General features: G+C 67.8%; 22 protein-coding genes and 2 tRNA genes. 5 read left to right on the forward strand and 19 right to left on the reverse strand.

Annotated elements, in window-relative coordinates; all coding sequences use genetic code 11:
- Positions 1-23: 23 nt before the first annotated feature.
- The 14 genes from ACIBX3_RS51920 to ACIBX3_RS51985 all read right to left on the reverse strand — a co-directional run bounded on the left by ACIBX3_RS51920 (position 24) and on the right by ACIBX3_RS51985 (position 9,466).
- A complete protein-coding gene (locus tag ACIBX3_RS51920; protein WP_397128186.1) occupies positions 24-689 on the reverse strand; it encodes an HK97 family phage prohead protease in 666 nt (221 codons plus the stop codon).
- Positions 686-1,900 carry a phage portal protein gene (locus ACIBX3_RS51925; protein ID WP_397128187.1) on the reverse strand — a complete coding sequence of 405 codons (1,215 nt, stop codon included), beginning with the start codon at positions 1,898-1,900 and terminating at the stop codon, positions 686-688. The genes ACIBX3_RS51920 and ACIBX3_RS51925 overlap by 4 nt, the downstream gene beginning before the upstream one ends.
- Positions 1,901-1,910: 10 nt before the next feature.
- Positions 1,911-3,410: a hypothetical protein gene (locus ACIBX3_RS51930; RefSeq protein WP_397128188.1), complete on the reverse strand. Its 1,500-nt coding sequence runs from the start codon at positions 3,408-3,410 to the stop codon at positions 1,911-1,913.
- Entirely contained in the window at positions 3,355-3,702 is a 348-nt protein-coding gene (locus ACIBX3_RS51935; RefSeq protein WP_397128189.1) for a hypothetical protein, read from the reverse strand. The genes ACIBX3_RS51930 and ACIBX3_RS51935 overlap by 56 nt, the downstream gene beginning before the upstream one ends.
- A gap of 298 nt (positions 3,703-4,000) precedes the next feature.
- Positions 4,001-4,153: a hypothetical protein gene (locus ACIBX3_RS51940; RefSeq protein ID WP_397128190.1), complete on the reverse strand. Its 153-nt coding sequence runs from the start codon at positions 4,151-4,153 to the stop codon at positions 4,001-4,003.
- Positions 4,154-4,240: 87 nt separating this feature from the next.
- Entirely contained in the window at positions 4,241-5,092 is an 852-nt protein-coding gene (locus tag ACIBX3_RS51945; RefSeq protein WP_397128191.1) for a hypothetical protein, read from the reverse strand.
- Positions 5,093-5,228: 136 nt separating this feature from the next.
- On the reverse strand, positions 5,229-5,633 hold the full coding sequence (locus ACIBX3_RS51950; protein WP_397128192.1) for a hypothetical protein: 405 nt from the start codon (positions 5,631-5,633) through the stop codon (positions 5,229-5,231).
- Positions 5,630-5,908, reverse strand: a complete 279-nt coding sequence (locus ACIBX3_RS51955; protein ID WP_397128193.1) for a hypothetical protein — start codon at positions 5,906-5,908, stop codon at positions 5,630-5,632. Before ACIBX3_RS51955 ends, ACIBX3_RS51950 begins: the two co-directional genes overlap by 4 nt.
- Positions 5,905-6,096: a hypothetical protein gene (locus tag ACIBX3_RS51960; RefSeq protein WP_397128194.1), complete on the reverse strand. Its 192-nt coding sequence runs from the start codon at positions 6,094-6,096 to the stop codon at positions 5,905-5,907. The genes ACIBX3_RS51955 and ACIBX3_RS51960 overlap by 4 nt, the downstream gene beginning before the upstream one ends.
- Positions 6,093-6,497 (reverse strand): hypothetical protein, encoded by a 405-nt coding sequence (locus tag ACIBX3_RS51965; protein ID WP_397128195.1) that lies wholly within the window; start codon positions 6,495-6,497, stop codon positions 6,093-6,095. The genes ACIBX3_RS51960 and ACIBX3_RS51965 overlap by 4 nt, the downstream gene beginning before the upstream one ends.
- The gene (locus tag ACIBX3_RS51970) at positions 6,494-6,769 is read right to left on the reverse strand and encodes a hypothetical protein (RefSeq protein WP_397128196.1); all 276 of its coding nucleotides are present in this window, start codon (positions 6,767-6,769) and stop codon (positions 6,494-6,496) included. The genes ACIBX3_RS51965 and ACIBX3_RS51970 overlap by 4 nt, the downstream gene beginning before the upstream one ends.
- 225 nt (positions 6,770-6,994) lie before the next feature.
- Entirely contained in the window at positions 6,995-8,113 is a 1,119-nt protein-coding gene (locus tag ACIBX3_RS51975; RefSeq protein WP_397128197.1) for an AAA family ATPase, read from the reverse strand.
- A complete protein-coding gene (locus tag ACIBX3_RS51980) occupies positions 8,110-9,009 on the reverse strand; it encodes a toprim domain-containing protein (protein ID WP_397128198.1) in 900 nt (299 codons plus the stop codon). Before ACIBX3_RS51980 ends, ACIBX3_RS51975 begins: the two co-directional genes overlap by 4 nt.
- A 205-nt stretch (positions 9,010-9,214) precedes the next feature.
- Positions 9,215-9,466, reverse strand: coding sequence for a helix-turn-helix domain-containing protein (locus ACIBX3_RS51985; protein WP_397128199.1), 252 nt, complete (start codon positions 9,464-9,466; stop codon positions 9,215-9,217).
- 257 nt (positions 9,467-9,723) lie between these two features.
- Between ACIBX3_RS51985 and ACIBX3_RS51990 the strand changes: the two genes are divergently transcribed.
- Complete coding sequence (locus ACIBX3_RS51990) at positions 9,724-10,758, forward strand: helix-turn-helix domain-containing protein (RefSeq protein ID WP_397128200.1); 1,035 nt, start codon at positions 9,724-9,726, stop codon at positions 10,756-10,758.
- Positions 10,759-10,764: 6 nt separating this feature from the next.
- Positions 10,765-12,402, forward strand: a complete 1,638-nt coding sequence (locus tag ACIBX3_RS51995) for a tyrosine-type recombinase/integrase (protein WP_397128201.1) — start codon at positions 10,765-10,767, stop codon at positions 12,400-12,402.
- A gap of 3 nt (positions 12,403-12,405) precedes the next feature.
- Here the strand turns inward: ACIBX3_RS51995 and ACIBX3_RS52000 are convergent.
- The 3 genes from ACIBX3_RS52000 to ACIBX3_RS52010 all read right to left on the reverse strand — a co-directional run bounded on the left by ACIBX3_RS52000 (position 12,406) and on the right by ACIBX3_RS52010 (position 14,156).
- Positions 12,406-12,481: transfer RNA gene (locus ACIBX3_RS52000), tRNA-Lys, on the reverse strand.
- 63 nt (positions 12,482-12,544) lie between these two features.
- Positions 12,545-12,937, reverse strand: coding sequence for a hypothetical protein (locus ACIBX3_RS52005; RefSeq protein ID WP_397128202.1), 393 nt, complete (start codon positions 12,935-12,937; stop codon positions 12,545-12,547).
- Positions 12,938-13,001: 64 nt separating this feature from the next.
- Positions 13,002-14,156, reverse strand: coding sequence for an acyl-CoA dehydrogenase family protein (locus ACIBX3_RS52010; protein WP_397128203.1), 1,155 nt, complete (start codon positions 14,154-14,156; stop codon positions 13,002-13,004).
- Between the two features lie 91 nt (positions 14,157-14,247).
- Here ACIBX3_RS52010 and ACIBX3_RS52015 point away from each other — a divergent pair, with 91 nt between their 5' ends.
- Positions 14,248-14,544 carry a PspC domain-containing protein gene (locus ACIBX3_RS52015; protein WP_397128204.1) on the forward strand — a complete coding sequence of 99 codons (297 nt, stop codon included), beginning with the start codon at positions 14,248-14,250 and terminating at the stop codon, positions 14,542-14,544.
- Here ACIBX3_RS52015 and ACIBX3_RS52020 read toward each other — a convergent pair whose 3' ends face one another.
- Positions 14,545-15,831: an MFS transporter gene (locus ACIBX3_RS52020; RefSeq protein WP_397128205.1), complete on the reverse strand. Its 1,287-nt coding sequence runs from the start codon at positions 15,829-15,831 to the stop codon at positions 14,545-14,547.
- 110 nt (positions 15,832-15,941) lie between these two features.
- Positions 15,942-16,292 carry a metallopeptidase family protein gene (locus ACIBX3_RS52025; RefSeq protein WP_397128207.1) on the reverse strand — a complete coding sequence of 117 codons (351 nt, stop codon included), beginning with the start codon at positions 16,290-16,292 and terminating at the stop codon, positions 15,942-15,944.
- 84 nt (positions 16,293-16,376) lie between these two features.
- Here ACIBX3_RS52025 and ACIBX3_RS52030 point away from each other — a divergent pair, with 84 nt between their 5' ends.
- Positions 16,377-17,885, forward strand: coding sequence for a metallophosphoesterase (locus ACIBX3_RS52030; protein WP_397128208.1), 1,509 nt, complete (start codon positions 16,377-16,379; stop codon positions 17,883-17,885).
- Positions 17,886-17,958: transfer RNA gene (locus ACIBX3_RS52035), tRNA-Glu, on the forward strand.
- The last annotated feature ends 71 nt before the right edge of the window (positions 17,959-18,029 follow it).

Raw genomic sequence — 18,029 nt, forward strand, 5'->3', positions numbered from 1 at the left:
AAGAGGCGGGAAGTCGAAGAGGGTCAGCGGGCGAGCGCGATCTCCAACAGCGCACGCGCCCGGCTCGACGGCGCGGCCGGCGCACGCAGCGCCGCCTCGGTGGCAGGGTTCGCGCCGTAGCCGACGATCGCGACGTCGCCGCGGTGGATGTCGTACTTGCTGATCCGGTACTCGGTGTAGTCCGGGCTCCACTGACCAGCGGTGATGCGGAACGCGAACGACATCTCGTCGATCAGCCCGGCCCGCAGCTTGGGCACGATGTACGCCACGTCATGGTCGGCAGGGTCGAGGCTCGGCGCGCGGACGGACAGACCGCTGTCGTCCTCCACCAGCTCGAGCGTGCCCGTCGTCGTACGCGCCAGCCTGCGGAGCTGGTCATGTCCGAGCACCAGCGGCACGTCGAGGTCCCCGCGGGCGAGCGACTCGGCGCCGGCCTCGGCGGACACGATCTCGGTGTACGGGCCCCACATGTCCCACATCTCATAACCGCGCTCGTACACGGTGGCGTACCCGGCGAACTCCAGCAGGCCGCCGTCGCCCTTCTCCCGCAGCTCGATCGAGGCGGGCACCCGGGCCACCGCCCGGGAGGCGGCATGCTCGGCGCAGCGCCGCTGCGACGGACGGTCGGCGCGCTGCCGTACATGCTGGGCGCGGGCCGCCGCGGCGGCCGCGCGAGAGGTGGCGGTCATCCTGTCGCTCCCGACGTGGCTGTGGTGGGTTGCGTGCGTGGGCTGCCGAACAGCCGGTCGAACTCGGCGAGCTGCACCTCGGTGTACGGCGGCAGGTCCTCCAGCGCGCGGGCCTCGGACGGCGTCAGCGTGCGCGAGTCAATCCGGGCCGCGATCGTGCGGGCGCGGGCCTCCGGGTCCATCGCGAGCAGCGCGTCCCGGTTGAGCTTCACGTACCGCGGACCGGGCACCAGGTTGCGGGTGAGAGCGTCCTCGCGGCGGGACACGGCCGGGCCCAGGTTCATGATGAGGAACTGCAGGTTCCGCTCCGTGATCGTCGCGTAGGTGATGTGCCCGGTCGACACGGCAGCGTCGATGAGGTCGGACGGGCAGCCGAAGAACCGGGCGATGTCCGTCAACCCGAACTGCCGGGCTTCGATGAACGCGGACTGCTGGGCAACCGTCTGGATCGGCTTGTACTCCCAGTCCATGCCGTGCACAAACAGGTCGCCGTTGGCCACGGCAGCCTTGAAGTGCTCCTTGGCTATCTTCGCCTCATCCTTGTTGATCTTTTTGGCGTTGTTCTTCAGCTCAGCGATCGGGATAGCGCCGCCGGCGAACCAGTCGCGGGCGAACTCCTGCGCGTTCAACGACTCCTCGATCGTCCACGCCGCGTACGCCACCGGGGACAGGCCGAGCGGCAGGCCGGCCACGGTGAACTGCTTCTCGTGCCAGATCTCCCACGGGTCGTACTCGGCTCCCGCCACCAAAAACTTGGTGATCTCGGCGCCCTTGCCGCGCACCGTCACGTCAGAGAGGGCGAGCAGGTCGATCCTGGCGGGCAGGCCACGCCCGTCCGGGCCGGCGACGCCGGCCCGTTCGGTGATGAGGCCGAAGCAGTTCCCGCCCCTGTCCAGGTCCACCTGCGTGCTGTAGAGCCACTCCTTGATGCCGACCTGCTGGCCGCCAGGGTTCACGAGCACCGGCGGCTTGGGCACCTCGACCTGCACGCCAGACACCCGCCGGTACACGTCCACCGGCATCGTGGACACCAGGTCGGCGCGCAGCCGCAGGCACGCCCACACCGCAGACTGGCGCAGCGCCGTCTCGTTGGTGACCAGCACCCCACCTTTGCCGAGACGTCGATCGCGGCTCATCGCCAGCAGGTCCTCGGGGGTGGTGACCTGCGCATCGCGTGTCAACGCGCCCCGGAGCTTTGACCAGATGCTCATGCCCCTCCCTTCACCCGAACGAGTCCGCAACGTCGTAGTCGTCTTCCAGCAGGTGCGCCCGCGTCTCGTACGCCCACCGCGCCACCGTGCCGGAGACCAGGGGCGAGATGTCGACGGTCGAGACGCGCCGCCCCCACGCCCACGCCTCACCAAGCGGCCGCGTCTTCACCCCGCGCACCGCGGTCTCCAGTAGTTCCTGGCCGATGTGCCGCAGCGTGCCCTGCCGGACCGCGTCGGCCATCTGGCCACAGCTGGCGGCCACGTCCTGCACGGCCGGGATGGCCAGGTCGCCGCGCTGGGGCTTCTCAGGGTCCTCCGGCGGGGTGATCCCTGCTTTCTTCAGCGGGTCCAGTAGCGACCCGGCCGGGCCTTTCACGTCCAGGCCGACCGCCACCGGATCCCACCGCTCCACCAACTGCACGAGCCGGTCCACCACCCAGTCGGTTCCCGGCCGGTGGTCGACGACCTCCAGGTGGCCGAGCCCGTCCTCTCGCGGCCCGTACGCGGAGATGCACGCGGCGTCGCGTGACGGGGTGATGTCGAGGGCGAGCGCGATGTCGGCGCCGAGCTGGGATTCCTCGTCGGCGAGTTCCAGCCAGTCGTCCAGCGACAGCACGTCCGAGCCGTCCACCAGGCGGGGCAGCCAGGCGCCGAGCCGTTCGATCGCGAACTTGTCGCCCAGCCCCGACGGCTTGGCCTCGTCCTCGACGAAATCCTCGGTGATGCGGATGCCCAGCGACGGGTTGCATGCGTACCAGAGGTCACGGTCCCGGGCCGCGCGCCGCCGGTCCGCGGCGTCGGTCACGTCCAGGTCGGCGCCCCAGTCGAAGTGCGCCATGCGGGCGGCCCCGGCTTCGCCGTCGATACGCAGGCCGTACGCCCACGCCTCCGGGTCGTCCGGCGGGGTGCCGAAGAACCACTCCTGCGGGTTCGGGCGGGCCGACAGCGTCGGCAGCATGGCGGCGCGCTGCTGGCCGGTGAGTTCCTGCGCCTCGTCGAGCACGTTCTTATCGCCGGAGAAGCCGCGGCCGGACGTACGGGACCGGGCGACGAACCGCAGCCGGGCACCGCCGGCCGAGCGGGTCAACTCCACGCCCTGCTCGCCGTTCGCCTGCCAGTAGCGATTCACCCGCCGGTCGAGGTCCGGCGTCGACTCGATCAGCCCCTTGACCCGCAGGTAAGCCTCTTGCGCGGTCTTGTACTCGTGCGCCGAGTGCAGGATCAGCCGCTCGTGGGTGAGGAACAGCCACCCGAGCTCCAAGGCCTCGATGATGCCGCCCTTGCCGTTCTGGCGCGGCACCCAGCACGAGCATTTCGTGGCCGCCCACCGGCCGCCGGGCAGCTCGCCGAGGCCGTGCGTGAGCACGTAGCACTGCCACGGGTCCAGGATCAGGCCGGCCGAGGCGGCGAGGTCGACGAACTCAGGGCCGGCGCTGGTGACGTAGTCGGGCCACTTACCGACCCGCGGCGTCTGCGAGCCGATCCGCACGTCGGGAAGCAAGCTCGTCAACGGCGCTGCGCTCCTTCCCGTCTGGCAGGCCCTCCAGCTCAGCGATAGTCGCCCGCAGCTCCTTGGCGACGGCCGCCGCGTCACGTCCCTCCGCCGCGGAGAGCTCGACGGCGAGCTTGTCTCGGATCGCCTCCAGAGACTTGCGCCTGTCGCCGCCCTCGACGGCCGAAACCAGCTCGCTCATGATCACCGCCATGGATTCGCGGGGAGAGAAAAACGGGAGGCTAGGCGCGGGGTCGACCACCCTGTTGATCAAAAGGCTGTGACCTGCGGAAACGTCATCGATCACCAAGCGCGTGAAGTGCGGAGTGGCCGCGACGTCAGCGGCTTGTTGCCGCGCTCGGTGTTGCACTTCCTGCCGCACACTGGGCACGGGGCGTTGGCGCCGTGTGCTGGCCGCATCGCATGGGGGTCGATGGGCTGGTCTGCGTCGATGCTGATGGGTATCAGGTGGTCGGCTTCGCCTGCCTCGTGGTGCAGGCAGATGTGGCAGGTGCGCCCGTAGATGGCGAACATCTGGGCTCGTGCTCTGCGGTACGGGCGGCCAGCGCGGTGTCTGCTACGGGTCATCGTGCCCCGCTGTTCCCGTGCTACAGGCTGGCGAGTGCGGGGATGAGCACGGTGAGGATCCACAACGCCAGGCCGAGGGCGGTGAGGTTGACGCGGGCGGTGACGTTGAACGCGGCGAGCGCGAAGGCTACGAACCCGAGGATGAGCAGGATCACGATGATGGCGTCCAGCATGTCGATCCTCCCTCTGTGAACAGCGGAAGGGCCCGGCGTGTGCCGGGCCCTTCCGATACGTCTTGCAAGGTAGATGCTGAGAGCATGTCACCTCGCTGGTTCGATCCGCAACTCTGTGCTCTTCGGCATAGATGAGGTCTCCATCAGGTCGAGTACGTCGCCCACGCGGAACAGTGGCTTGCCGTGCGCGTTGGTGCCGACGGGCACGAGACGTCGGCGGGCTACCCACGTGCGCAGCAGGGCGGGCTTGATGGGGCGGGCCAGGCTGGTCACCGCGCGGGCGACGTCGACGGCTGGTAGCCGCATCTCCTCGACTTCGGCGAGCATCCATTCGCGGCGTTGCTGGACGCCGTAGCCGATGCGGTGGCCTTGCTCGTCGACGCAGGTGGGGCATGTGACTCGGGATGCTTCGGGGCGGGCGTACATGTCGCGGCCGCACAGGTCGCAGGGTCCGGCGTACACCTGGTCGAGGGGGCGGTCGATGATGTGCCGGGCTTTGCGGATGGCGTTGGTGAGTTGCTCGACGGCGTGGTGTGGCCGGGTGTTCTCGCTGCCGTCGCGGCCGACCATCACGCGCAGGTGGCGCAGTAGCCATCGGGCATGGTCCGCGGTGCTGTGCCCAGCGTCGGTGGACAGGGTGATGTACGTACATGTGGGGTGTCCGCAGGCGGTTTCGCAGGTGGGGCCGTGCATGATGGCGACGCCGGCCTGCAACTCCTGCACCCAGGCGACGATCGTGCGGTGCAGCAGGATGGCGGCGTCTCCTGCCCGCTGGTCGTACGGCAGGGGCCGTTCGTGGCCACGCCTACCGCTGCTGTCACTGATGCGGACTTGGCGGGCGAGCGCGAGCTGCAGGTCGTGGGCGATGCTGGGCACGTCGCCGAGGTCGCGCTCGAGTTCGCTGTGGCATGCCGGGCAGACGCGCCGGGCGGCGGGCATTTGCCTGTCGCACCAGGTGACGGGGCAAGAGATGCGGGCCAACGGGTTCCCCCCTCGGGAGTGCTGTTCGGGTGGGTGGTGTGGGAGGGTGGCGGTGTGGCCGCCCCTGGTTCGGACAGGGGCGGCCTTTAGCTGGTCATGACGGCTGGTTGTCGTCGATGCGCCAGTCGATGCCGACGCCTATGTGCTGGCCCGTTTCGTGGGGCCATATCCCGTCGACGACCTCGACGCATATCTGCAGCTTGACCTTGTCGAGCATGACGTCGTCGATGCGGTCGGCCATGGCCCGCAGGACCTTGCTGATGGGGAGGGTCTGGCGGCCGGCGGCTGGCCGGGTGAACACGTCGAACAGCATGGCTTCCTGGATGAGGTCGAGCCCTTTGACGATCTGGGAGGCGCCGGGCAGCAGCTTGTCGGCGCAGGTGGCGCAGACCTCGGTGCCGTCGTCGGAGAGGGCGACGGCCTTGTATGTGAAGTATTCGCCGCATCGGGGGCATTCGCCGTCGATGAGGAACGGCAGGAGCGTGAAGTGGATGGTCATGCTGCGTCTCCGTCCAGGCTGGTGTCGGCGGTGGCGTTGTTGTCGCGCAGCCGGTTGACCATGGTGTTGAGGCGGTCGGTGGCGGTGTGGGTGTCGTTGATGCGCTGCTGGAGGAGTTCGGCGGCGCGCTTGTTGGCGGCGTCGCGGTCGGCGTGTGCTTCGACGAGGGCGCGGGTGAGGTAGCGGATGCGGCTCCACAGGAAGGCGAACATGAGCGCCATGGCGGCGAGGTTGGCGGCGCCGAGGCTGAGGATGTTGGCGAGTTCGCGGGTCATGACGTGGCCTTTCGGGTCTGGGCGTGGATGAGCTGCATGACTTTGGCGGCGTGGTGGCCGCAGATGGCGATGTCCTTGGGGTCGTCGGACAGGGCCGGGTTGGGGCACGGGTCGCCGAGGCGCTTGCGCATCCGGCAGCGGCGGATGCGGGCGGGCGTCTCGGCCGGCGCCGTGGCGGTGGCGGTCATTGGGGCACCTCGTCCCCGCTTACGGCCAGCCCCAGCCAGGACGGGCCGATGGTTTGGGCGAGGACCTTGCGGAGCTCGGCGGCGGCCAGACCGGCGACGATGGCGGGGATCTGCTTCCCGGCTTGGTGGGCTCGGACGAGGTCGCCTTCGAGCATGGTGATGTGCTGGTAGATGGCGCAGGTGATGACCTGCACTTCCGTGGTGTCCGTCGAGGCGCCGTCGGCCCGGCCGGGTACCTCGACGCGGCAAAACTCGGGGTACTCGTTGGCGGGGACGAGTTTGTTCTTGTATGGGCTGTAGACGAGCGGTTCGCCGGCGTCGTCCCATGCGATGACGGGGCGGTCGAAGTCATGGTCGCCTTCGGAGTAGCTGGCGATGGTTCCAGGCTGGGCGGGGATCAAGACGGGTTCCCTTCGGACTGCTGCTCGGCAACGTGGGTGGCAATGGCCTCGGCGAGGTCCTGGGCGGTGAAGTCGATGGCGTGGTGGTTGTGCTTGACGACGGCCGCGGCGATGGCTTCGGTGACGTCGTCGCGGTAGACGACCAGCCAGCTATAGAACGCCTTCTCGATGGCGGCCTGGATGCAGTCGGTGGTGGTGACGGGGTGCGCCATCATCCAGCCGGCGAACGCGTCGGCGACGCCTTCCCGGGTGTTGTTCGTGCGGGTGGTCATGCTTGGTCTCCGTTCGATATTGGCGTGGGCCGAGACCTCGCCCACCGACCTCGCCCGCCCCTTATAAGGGGCGGGGCGAGTGGGCGAGGTTGGGCCGGGGCGAGGTGGTGGGCGAGGTTGACCTGCGAAAACGCATGATCAAGGGCGAGGTTGGGCGAGGTTTTCGGGGCGTGCTTTTTGGTGGGCGAGGTTGGGCGAGGTTGACCTGCGGAAACACGGCTCATGTCAGTCACCCTCGAACGGTCGATTGAGGTGGTGCCGGATCGCCTGACCCTTTTGCTCGACTCGGACGTAGCCCTCGTTGATGAGTACTTCGAGGGCGTACCGCGTTGCTTGGTGGTTGCCTCCCACTCCTGCCTCGATGGCTGCTTTCGAGAACCCCGCGTCCTTGGCGGTGGCGAGGAGATCGCAGACCTTGACCATGAGGTCTCTTCGCGCCCGCGCAGCGTTCACCTTCGCTTGCACCTGCACCGCTTGGATTGACACTTCGACGTACTGATCAGATGCGACAACGAGATCGCCGAACCATTTGCGATCGCCCTGCGGTAGTGACCATCGGCGCAGTTGGCCGGGCCGATCCTTGCTGATGAAGATGGCGGATCGGCCGGTGATGCCGACGCCGAATGGCTCCTTGTTCTCCAGCGCGTACATGGCGCCGTTCAGGCCGTTCAGCTTGTGGACCGCGCCGATGGCGTAGCGGCCGCGCCCGTCCTTGTCCTTCGTGACGTGGTCGAGGCTGGTCACCGCAGGGCCGCGCGCTGTGATCGGCTTAACGAGCATCTGGCCGAACGCGGCGGCGTCCCTGTTGTTGAGCGGGTCGAGCCCGTGCAGGGTCATGGCCTCGGTGACGCCGTCGAGCGTGACGAGGGTGGGCTTGAGGTCGCCCATCGCCTCCGCGAGCTCCACCTTGCCGCCGGGGACGTTGAACGGCTCTTCTGGCCTGATGTAGCCGAAGTACTTGCTGATCAGATCGAGTGGGACACCCATGTCCATGAGCCGGCCGACGACGCCGCCCTCGTCGTCCTCGAAGTCGACGTAGATGGTGCCGTTGCCTGCGCGCATCTCGTGGGCGTGGACTGCGAGCTGAAACCATGTCTTCCCAGATTCCGACTCGGCGGCCAGGACGTGTGAGCGGCCGGGGTAGTACAGCCCGACGCCATCGCTGCGTGCCCCCACAGTGGGTTTGGGCGACTTGTAGGTGCCGTTGAGAACAGGCGTCAGATCGACGGGCCGCCAACTGCGGCCGCTGGGCACCTCCTCCTCTTCGGGCGCGACTTCCTTCTCGACGCCGTCCTTGTCGATGTCGGGCACCCAGTCGGGCACGCTGGCGACGGGGACGCTCACGCAGCGCCTCCCATCTCGTACGGCTTGGGCGCCCACACCTCGACGAGGTTGCCGATGGTCCCGCCTGCGGCCAGGTGGTCGGAGGCGTCTTTGCCGTGGCGGGCTTGGACGACGTAGATGGAGCGCGCCACGGGCATCAGGTTGGCGACGATGGCTCGCGCATGCTTGCGGCCGCCCTCGTCGCGGTCGGCGACGATGGAGACGTCGGCGCGGTGGAAGTACTGGGCGAACTCGTCCGGCCAGCCCATTCCGGCGCCGCCTTGGTTGCAGGTGGCGGTGATGCCGGGCCGGGCGCGTAGGTTGTCGACGTCTTTCTCGCCCTCGCAGATCATGACGACGCGCTCGTCGGCGATGGCGGCAAGGACTTCGGGCAGTCGGTAGGGCACGGCTCGGACCTTGTCGCCGTTGGCGTCGCGGAGGCTCCATCGGCGGCCGTACTTCTTGGTGCGGTCGGGCCGCCATTGGGCGAAGCATTTCTGGTTGCACCGGGTGACGCCGTACAAGGTGGCACCGTGCTCGTCCGTGTAGAGGTACTCGGCGACCTTGCGGTGCCCTTTGTCGAGGCATGGCACCCAGCCGTCGGGGTCGCGTTGCTGTCGTCCGCGCGTCTCGGGCGGGTAGAGGGCGGGCCACGGGATGCCGAGCGCGTCGACGATGGCTTGGTTGTCGCATCCGGCCTTGCAGTTGAAGACCACGCGCCCGTCGTGGCCGGTGCCGACGGAGACGCTGGCCTTGCCGTCGTCGTGGACGGGACAGCGTGCGCTGCGGTTGGCGCCGTACCCGCGAGGGGCGTAGCCGGTCACCTCGTAGAGGCGGCGGAGCATCAGCGGGAGTCCGGTCTCCGTTTCGATGGGCCGCGGGTAGCGGGTTGGTGTTTCGTCCTGCTCGACGTGCATTGTGACGCCTTCCCTGGTGGTTCTGGGAGGCGGGCAGGGATGCCGGGCTGCTGCAGATCGACGCTGGTCTTGCCCGGGACTTAGGCGTCGTGGGGATGCTTGGTGCGTGCCCGGGGTTTGCGCTGGTCAGCGCTCCGCCCGTCGTGGGTTCAGTTTGAGAAGGTCGGCCCTATTGCCCACTGTCGGGTCGACGTGGTCGAGCAGTTCAGGAAGCCATCTCGGCCGGCTCGCGGTGCGCGGCCAGAGTGGGGTCGTCGATGCCGAGGAACCGGAGGATGTCGGCGCGGTTGACTCGGTAGGCGTTGCCGATGCGGTGCACGGGAACGGGGAACTCGCCCCGGCGTGCCAGCGCGTGGGCTGTGGTCCGGCCGATGCCGCCGACCGCGAGACCAGCGGTCGGGATGTCGACGGACGCGGGTAGGGCGATTACTTCCTTGGTGGTCATGGCCTTGGCCATTGGTGGGCTGCCTTCCGCCGAGGGGGCGACGTGTCAGTCTGTGTCAGATGGTGTCATCCCCGAGGGATTGGATCTAGCTCGCATCGCGTATGTCAATCATGGCATGGTCGTCCGTGGACGCGCAACTCGGATGCGGCTAGGCTTCAATCCGAAACGGATGGAGGCCCGCAGTGTCAGTAGATGACGAAGTGTCCGGGAACGGAAACGCCGAAGTGGCCGCAGATGCAGCGGCCCAGGAAACACAGCAGTCTCGCACGTTGAGCGAAGAGAACGTAGCCCTCCGTATCGCGTGGGAGATGCGCCGGCGCGGCTGGTCCCAGGAGCGGATGGCGCAGGAGATGACGGAGGCAGGCTGCCCGACCCATCAGTCCGCCATCTCAAAGATCGTGAACCCGAAGCCCGACGGCAGCCGCCGCTCCATCACCATGGAGGAGAGCATCGCCTTGGCCAAGGTGTTCAGGGTCCCGCTCGAAGAACTCGCCCAGCCCATCGAGGCCGCCGAGGGGCGCATGATGCACGACCTCGGCCGGGCGGTGAAGCAAGGTGCCCGGGACACGATGCAGGCGCAGGCGCGGTTCCTACTGCTGTGGGCCCGCATGCGGTATCGGCTCTCCCAAGAGGAGACTCGGGTGCCGTACGAGGAGTTTCTCAGGGCGAGACAGCCCGGCACTGCGGGGCGGATGCGGCCCGGCGGGCGCCCGCCTATTCCATGGTCCGAGGCGGAGTTCGAGAATGCGATTCAGATCTGGCTCGACGATGACAAGTGGCAGAGCGCCGTCGAGGCTTACAAGACGCTCACTCGAACGAATTGGGATTTCGGCACCGGCCGGGATATTTTCCCGCCGATGAAAGACCACCGCGAGCGGCACAGCGTCGTCGGAGACCTGCTTTCGCTGCGCGGGTTCTTCAAGGTGACGCTAGCCACACTGCCGTCGAAGGATGTCGCCGAGCGGATCGACGCCTACGCTGGCGCGCTGGTGCGGGCTGACCTGCTGGAGGTCGCTGCGCCGGTACTCGACGCCTACCTCAGCGCCGGCCACCGCAGCCCGGCCGACGATGTGGTCGCGGAAATCGAAAAGCGCCTGCAGGAGATTATCGACCGCGACCCGGCCGACGACCTCGACCGCCTCGAATCGCTTGCGGCCCGGATCGGGCTCGCATGGAGGGGCGGAGAGACAACTGAGGAAACTCAGGAGATGGCCGATGATCTGGGCGTAGACATGGATGATTTCCGGAAAGCCATGTCAGTTGGACGCATATACCGGGACAACTACGGCGTTAGTTACAGGTAGGTCGCGATGACCGGGAACGGCTTCAAACGCTGCAAGTGCCGAGACGAGGCCAGCCGCGAGCTGGGCGCCAAGTGTCCGAAGCTGCGCCGCAAGGACGGGTCATGGAACCCGAAACACGGCACCTGGTACGGCAAAGAGGAGGTGCCCGCCGGCCCGGACGGGAAGCGCATCTATCTGCGGTGCGGCGGGTTCACCACCGAGACGGACCTTGTCGCCTTCTATCAGCAGGCTGGCCGCCTGCTCGAAATCCCCGAGGCAGGGCCGGACGGGCACGACGCGCGCATGGAGATCCTGGAGATGATCCGGGCCGCGCACAAGAAGCAGGCGCCGCTGCCGAACCATGACGAGCTGCGCCGCAAGTACGACAGTGGCCAGCCGCTCGGGTCGATGCTGTTCGGAGACTTCTTTACCGAGACGATGGCAGCCCACGAGCGGACCGGCGACATCCGAAAGACGACACTGCGCTCATACCGGTCCCACTACGAGCAGCACCTCAAGGAGGTGCTCGCCGGCGTCCGCATGGATCGACTGTGGGTGTCGACCCTGCAGAAGGTGTTCACCCGTATCGACGAGAAGAACGAGGGGATCCTGGCCGCGCAGGCGTCGGACGATCCGGAGGTGCGCGCGGCCGCCAGGGGCAAGCGGCTGACTGGCCCGGCGACGAAGCAGCGCATCCGCGCCACGCTGTCCACGGTGTTGAGCGACGCCGTACGCCAGGAGATCATCAGCGTGAACAACGCCAAGGCCGTGAAGCTCGACGCGGTGAAGCGGCCCAAAGCGCTCGTGTGGTCGAAGGCGCGAGTGGAGGCGTTCAACGCCAAGTTCGCGGCCAGGCTCGAGGCCGTGCGCGCGGAGAAGGGTGGCAAGAAGGTCAGCGCGGTGCGGGTCTGGGAAGCCTCGGAGCTGCGCCCGTCACCAGTCATGGTGTGGACGCCGGTCCAACTCGGCGCGTTCCTCGACGTGGCCGCCCAGCACCGACTGTACGCACTCTTCCACCTGATCGCGTTCCGAGGGCTGCGCCGCGGCGAGGGGTGCGGCGCCCGCTGGGAGTTCCTCGACCTCGACGAGCGCACGCTGGCCGTGGCCAAGCAGCTCGTACAGGTCGGATGGGACTTCGAGGAGGGCGACCCCAAGACGGAGGCCAGCGACGGCGTGATCGCGCTCGACACCGGCACCGTGGCCGTGCTGCGCGAACACCGCAAGCAGCAGCTTGAGGAGAAACTCGCGTGGGGCGAGGCCTGGACCGACACCGGCCGCATCTTCACCCACGAGGACGGCACCGAGCTGCACCCGGCCTGGGTCAGCGAGTTGTTCTCACAGCTTGCGTTCAAGGCCGGGCTGCCGCCGATCCGCCTGCACGACCTCCGGCACTGCGCGGCCACGCTCGCGTACGCCGCCGGCGCGGACACAAAGATGGTGTCGACGATGCTGCGGCACTCCTCGACGAACCTGACGGAGAACACCTACACGACGGTGTTGCCGGAGCTCGCTCACAGCGCGGCCGAGGCGTCCGCCGCGTTGGTTCCACGGGCCCTGAAGGTCGCGGGGTCCGAAACTCCCGGTCTCCCTACGGTCTCCCATGGGGATTCGGGCGACACTGCGGATTCCAGCGGAGTCGTAAAACCCCTGGTCAGAAGGGCCTAAGGTTGGTAGGGCGCCCGGGGCTCGAACCCGGAACCTACGGATTAAAAGTCCGCAGCTCTGCCAATTGAGCTAACGCCCCCATGTACAGCAAGCGTACAGAGATTACCGTCCAGTACGCGACGCGGTTCTCGCGCCCCTCACACTAACGGATCGACGCGCCCCCGGTTTCCGGGTCGAACCAGGACACGGCGCTCAGTTCCAGGTCTACCCGGCAGTCAGCCCCTGGATCCAGATAGACGTCCCCGGGCATGCGGGCGTAGTGCAGGTCGCGGGATTCACCCAGGGTGAAGGCTACGACGGTTTCGGCGCCCAGGTGCTCGACGACCACGATCTGGCCGCGGAGGCCGCCTGGTGCGGTGCTGATGGTGACCTTTCCGCGCGGACGCCCAAGCAACGTGGACATGACGCCGCTGCAGGCAGCCAAGGTCAACATCGAGCGGATGCCGGGCGGCGACGCGCCGGAGCGCGAGGAGATCTTCGCCGGCGACATCGTCGAGGTGCTCGACAACCTCATCGAGACCGCGATCGAGAACACCGGCAAGTCCGTCGCGCTAGATGTCCACGGACGACAAGCTGGAAGTCCAACGACTTCGACCAGATCAACGATAGGCGGCGATCCCGGTGAGCGCCTCGCCGAGCACGAGCGTGTGGATTTCCTGAGTTCCTTCGTACGTCAGCACGGACTCCAGGTTGTTCATGTGCCTGATGACCGGATATTCCAGCGTGATCCCGTTCCCGCCCAGGATCGAGCGGGCCTGGCGGGCGATGTCGAGCGCGGCCCGTACGTTGGCCAGCTTGCCGAAGCTGATCTGCCGCGGCTCCAGCCGCCCGGCGTCCTTCAGCTCCCCGAGGTGCAGGGCGGTGAGGCCGGCCTGGGCGACGCCGACGTACATCCAGGCCAGCTTCTCCTGAGTCAGCTGGAACGCCCCGATCGGCTTGTCGAACTGCACCCGCGTCTTGGAGTACTCCACGGCGGCCTCCAGGCAGGCGCGGGCGGCGCCGACGACGCCCCAGACGATGCCGAAACGCGCCTCCGAGAGGCACGAGAGCGGCCCCTTCAGGCCCACGACGCCCGGAAGCACGGCGGACGCGGGCAGGCGTACGTCGTCGAAGTACAGGGACGAGGTCACCGAGGCCCTAAGGGACATCTTCTTGTGGATCTCAGGGGCGGAGAAGCCGGAGGTGGAGGTGGGGACGACGAAGCCGCGGATGCCCTCGTCGGTCTGCGCCCAGACCACGGCCACGTCGGCGATCGAGCCGTTCGTGATCCACATCTTGGAGCCGTTCAGGATCCAGTCGGATCCGTCTTTCTTGGCGTATGTCCGCATGCCGGCGGGATCCGACCCGTGGTCCGGCTCCGTCAGGCCGAAGCAGCCGATCGCCTCGCCGGCGGACATCCGGGGCAGCCACTCCTCTTTCTGCTCGTCCGAGCCGTACCGCCAGATGGGGAACATGGCCAGCGAACCCTGGACAGACACGAACGAACGCAGCCCCGAGTCGCCCGCCTCCAGTTCCCGGCACGCCACGCCGTACGAGGTCGCGTCCGTCCCGGCGCAGCCGTACCCCTCCAGATGCATGCCGAGCAGCCCGAGCGAGCCGAGCGCCGGCGCGAGGTCGCGCGCCGGGAAGACGCCCTCTTCGAACCAGTCGCCGACGTGCGGGAGGATGCGGTCGGAGACGAAGGATCTGACCGTGTCGCGAATCATCCGCTGGTCGGCGTTGAGCCGCTCGTCCAGGCGCATCAGATCGTCCATCGCGGGTCCTCTCGTCGCATAGGGGGCTACCAGGGTTCTACCAGGGGGAATCCTGATGTGCTAACACCGGCCGCGGGGGCAGTCTTGAGACATGAGCGAATACCAAGAGCACAACGTCAAGAAGCTGCGCCGGACGGAGAAGGGCAGGATCGTCGCGGGCGTCTGCTCCGGCATCGGCCAGTACGTCGGGATCGACGCGAACATGATCCGGATCGCGCTGGCGATCGCGACGCTGTTCGGCGGTCTGGGCGTCGGCGTGTACGCGATCGGCTGGCTTCTCATGCCGGACGAGCACAGCGACACCTCGATCGTCCAGGACCTGATCAGCAAGCAGCAGAACCGCAGCACGCCGACGGACTGGAGCGGCGAGCACAAGCCCCAGCCGTGATCAGGCCGCGGGCTGGGCACACACCTCGGCCGTCTTGTCACCCCGAGACTCGGTCCAGATCATGGCGAGCACGGCCGCGCAGGAGACCCCGGTGATGCCGGCCAGCGCGACCACAGGCTCAGGACCGAGTCTCTCCGCCGCGAAGCCGCCCGCCAGGATCCCCAACCCCTGTACGGCCATCAGCCCCGACTGCACGAGGCCGAACGCCTGGGCGCGACGTTCGGCCGGTACGGTCTGGACGAAGGCGGCATTGGCCGCGAGCTGGTAAGCCCCGCCGATCCCCGAAAGGACCCACGCCGCCAGCACCACGGCCAGCGGCGGCCGCATGGCGGTCACGACCAGGGGCGCGCAGCTCAGCATGGCCATCCAGCCCATGAGCCGCAGCCGCCGGGCCGGTGACACGAACCTGCTGAAAAGGAACGCCCCCACGACCGTCCCGGTCGGCATCGCGGCCATCAGCAGGCCGGTGATCACGGGAACCGGCAGCGTGCCCGTGTAGAGCTTGGCCGCGTACGGTGCGGCGATGCCCTCGGGAAGCACGTAGAAGCCGCACAACCAGGCGAAGAGGACGAGCGTCCGGAGCTTTCGAGATCCGAAGACCAGCCGGGCCCCGGCCCTGGTCATGGTCCACATGGACGGCTTGGAGCCGTCATCGCGGTGGGTGGCCGGGCGGCGGCGCACGCCGGAGACCAGGATCAGCGCGGAGCCGAGGAAGGTGGCCGCGTCGAGGGCGAGCGCGCGGTACGGGCCCATCGTGGCGATCGCCGCTCCGCCGGCCGCGAAACCCAGCATCTGGACGGCTTGGTTCGTCATGTTCTGGAGTGCCGAGCCGATGACGTACCGGTCGCCTTCCAGGATTTCGGGCAGCAGCGCCGCCCGGGCGGCCGAGAACGGCGCGCTGAGCAGCACCACGAGGAAGACCAGCGAGCACAGCGCCCAGAACGGCAGGCCGGGCACCGCCATCGCGGCCACCAGCACGGCTCTGATCAGGTCGCAGGTCAGCATGACGCCGCGGCGCGCGAACCGGTCCGCCAGGCCCGCCAGCAGCGGCCCGCCGACGATCGACGGGAGGTATGTCAGCGCGTACACCCCGGCCGTGGCCAGCGGCGAGTGCGTGCGGTTGTAGACCAGCACCGCGAGCGCCACCTGCGCGAGCTGGTCGCCGAGAAGCGACAGGCCCTGGCCGTACCAGAGGGCCCGGAACTCCCTGATGGCGATGACTTCCCGATATGTGACTTGCTGTGCTTCCGCACGTCGATGCCGTCCCGGCGGCCGTCGCGCCCGCATGGCCCCCATTGGACTCCGATATGCCTGACTCAGGGTGCTCGCTATGTCACCTAAGGTGCCTGATCACCATGGCAAGCCGCAACCCAAAGAAGTCAATCAAAAGCAAAGGGTTACCAGCCCAGCTCGTGGAGCCTCGCGTCGTCGATGCCGAAGTGGTGGGCGATCTCGTGGACGACCGTGATCCGTACCTCGTCGATCACGTCGTCCTCCGTATCGCAAATTTGGCATATGGGATTGCGGTAGATCTCGATGTGGTCGGGCAGGACTCCCGAGTACCAGTCGCCGCGTTCCGTGAGGGGGACACCGGTGTACAAGCCGAGCAGGTGGGGCTCTGGCGGGTCATCGACGACAACGACGACGACATTACTCATGGCGGCCGTGAGGTCGGCGGGAATCGTGTCCAATGCCTCGGCCACGAGTTCCTCGAACTTCTCCCGCGATACCTCGATCACACTTGCCATTCTGCCCCGACGGACAGGTAAGCAAGAAACCGTATGAAGTTCGTCCACAGGTCAAAGGCAATCATCCGATCACGAGCGGCAAGGGTGGCGGCTGTGCTGCTGGTGGCCGCCATGGGTGCCTGGCTGGGGATCTTCCTCAGCGGCACCGTACGCACCCAGGTCGGTCCCGTCGAGACCGGCATGTCGCTCCGGCCTGCCTGGAACGGCGAGACGATCGTGGACGCCAGCCCGCTGGGCACGCTCACGTTCCGCACGCATGACGCCCCGCTCCGGCTGCGCATCACGCTGGAGAACATCGACCAGGAACGCGCAAGAGCCTTCCTCGAGGACCCGCGCCTGGCCGACCGGCTCCCCGAGGTCATCGAGAACGATCTGCTCGACGGCGTACGGGACCTCGTGATCCGCTCGCTCCTCTGTGCCGGGGCCGGGGCGCTGATCGCGGTCCTGATCGTCTACAGGCGCCCGCGCGTGGCCCTGCTGGGCTTCCTGGCGGCCTCTGTGGCCCTCGCGGGGACGGGCGCGTTCGCCGCGCTCACCTTCCGCCCGGACTCGCTCGTCGAGCCGCGCTACTCGGGCCTGATCGCCGCGGCACCGTCCCTGGTGGGCAGCGCGGAGTCGATCGTGACCAAGTTCGAGTCGTACCGGTCACAGCTCACCAAGCTCGTCACGAACGTCTCGAAGCTGTACGACACGGTCTCCACCCTGCCTCTGTACGACGCCGACCCGAAGTCCATCCGGGTCCTCCACGTCTCCGACATCCACATCAACCCGATCGCCTGGAACGTCATCCGCTCGCTCAAGGACCAGTTCGCCGTGGACCTGATCGTCGACACGGGCGACATTTCCGACCATGGCACCAAGGCAGAGAACAAGTTCGTCGACGAGATCGGCCGGCTCGGCGTCCCGTACGTCTACGTACGCGGCAATCACGACTCCATGGCCACTCAGAAGGCCATCGAGGGGCAGAAGAACGCCGTCGTCCTGGACAACAAGACCCGGACGGTGGCCGGCCTGAACATCTACGGCCTGGGCGACCCCCGCTTCACCCCGGACCTGTCGGTGCGTGTCGACTCGAACCCAGCCACTCTTGAGCGATTCGCCCGCTCCCACCTCGGCAACGTGGGCAAGGCCGACGTGGTGGCCGTACACGACCCGCACATCGCCCGCGGCTTCTCCGGCGCGGCCCCCATGATCCTCACCGGCCACACCCACGACCGCAAGACGACCATGTTCCCGACGGGCACCCGCATGCTCGTCCAGGGCTCCACGGGCGGCGCCGGTCTGCGCGCCCTCGAACACGCCCAGCCCACCCCGGTTCAGGCCTCGGTTCTGTACTTCGACAAGGAGACCAAACGCCTTCAGGCGTGGGACGACATCACGCTGGGCGGCCTGGGGGAGCAATCGGTGTACATCCAGCGTCACGTGGAGCCCGACCCACAACGTATGATTTCCCCAGAGCCAACGAACGCCCCGTCGCCAACGGGATCGGTCACTGGCACTGCAACGCCGGCCGCCGGTCCGCCACTTTGGCATCAAGGGCAATCGTCCCCTATGCTTCAGAGGTCTCCGACGGAAGGCGACAGGGAATCCTGAGCCCCCATCGTCTAGCGGCCTAGGACACCGCCCTTTCAAGGCGGCGGCACGGGTTCGAATCCCGTTGGGGGCACTGCGAGCGTTTGGCGCACCGGAAAACGGCTGGTCGAAGACCACCGAAGAGCTGGTAAGCTAAGCGAGCGC

This window comes from Nonomuraea sp. NPDC049480, from assembly GCF_044465905.1.
GTDB lineage: Bacteria > Actinomycetota > Actinomycetes > Streptosporangiales > Streptosporangiaceae > Nonomuraea.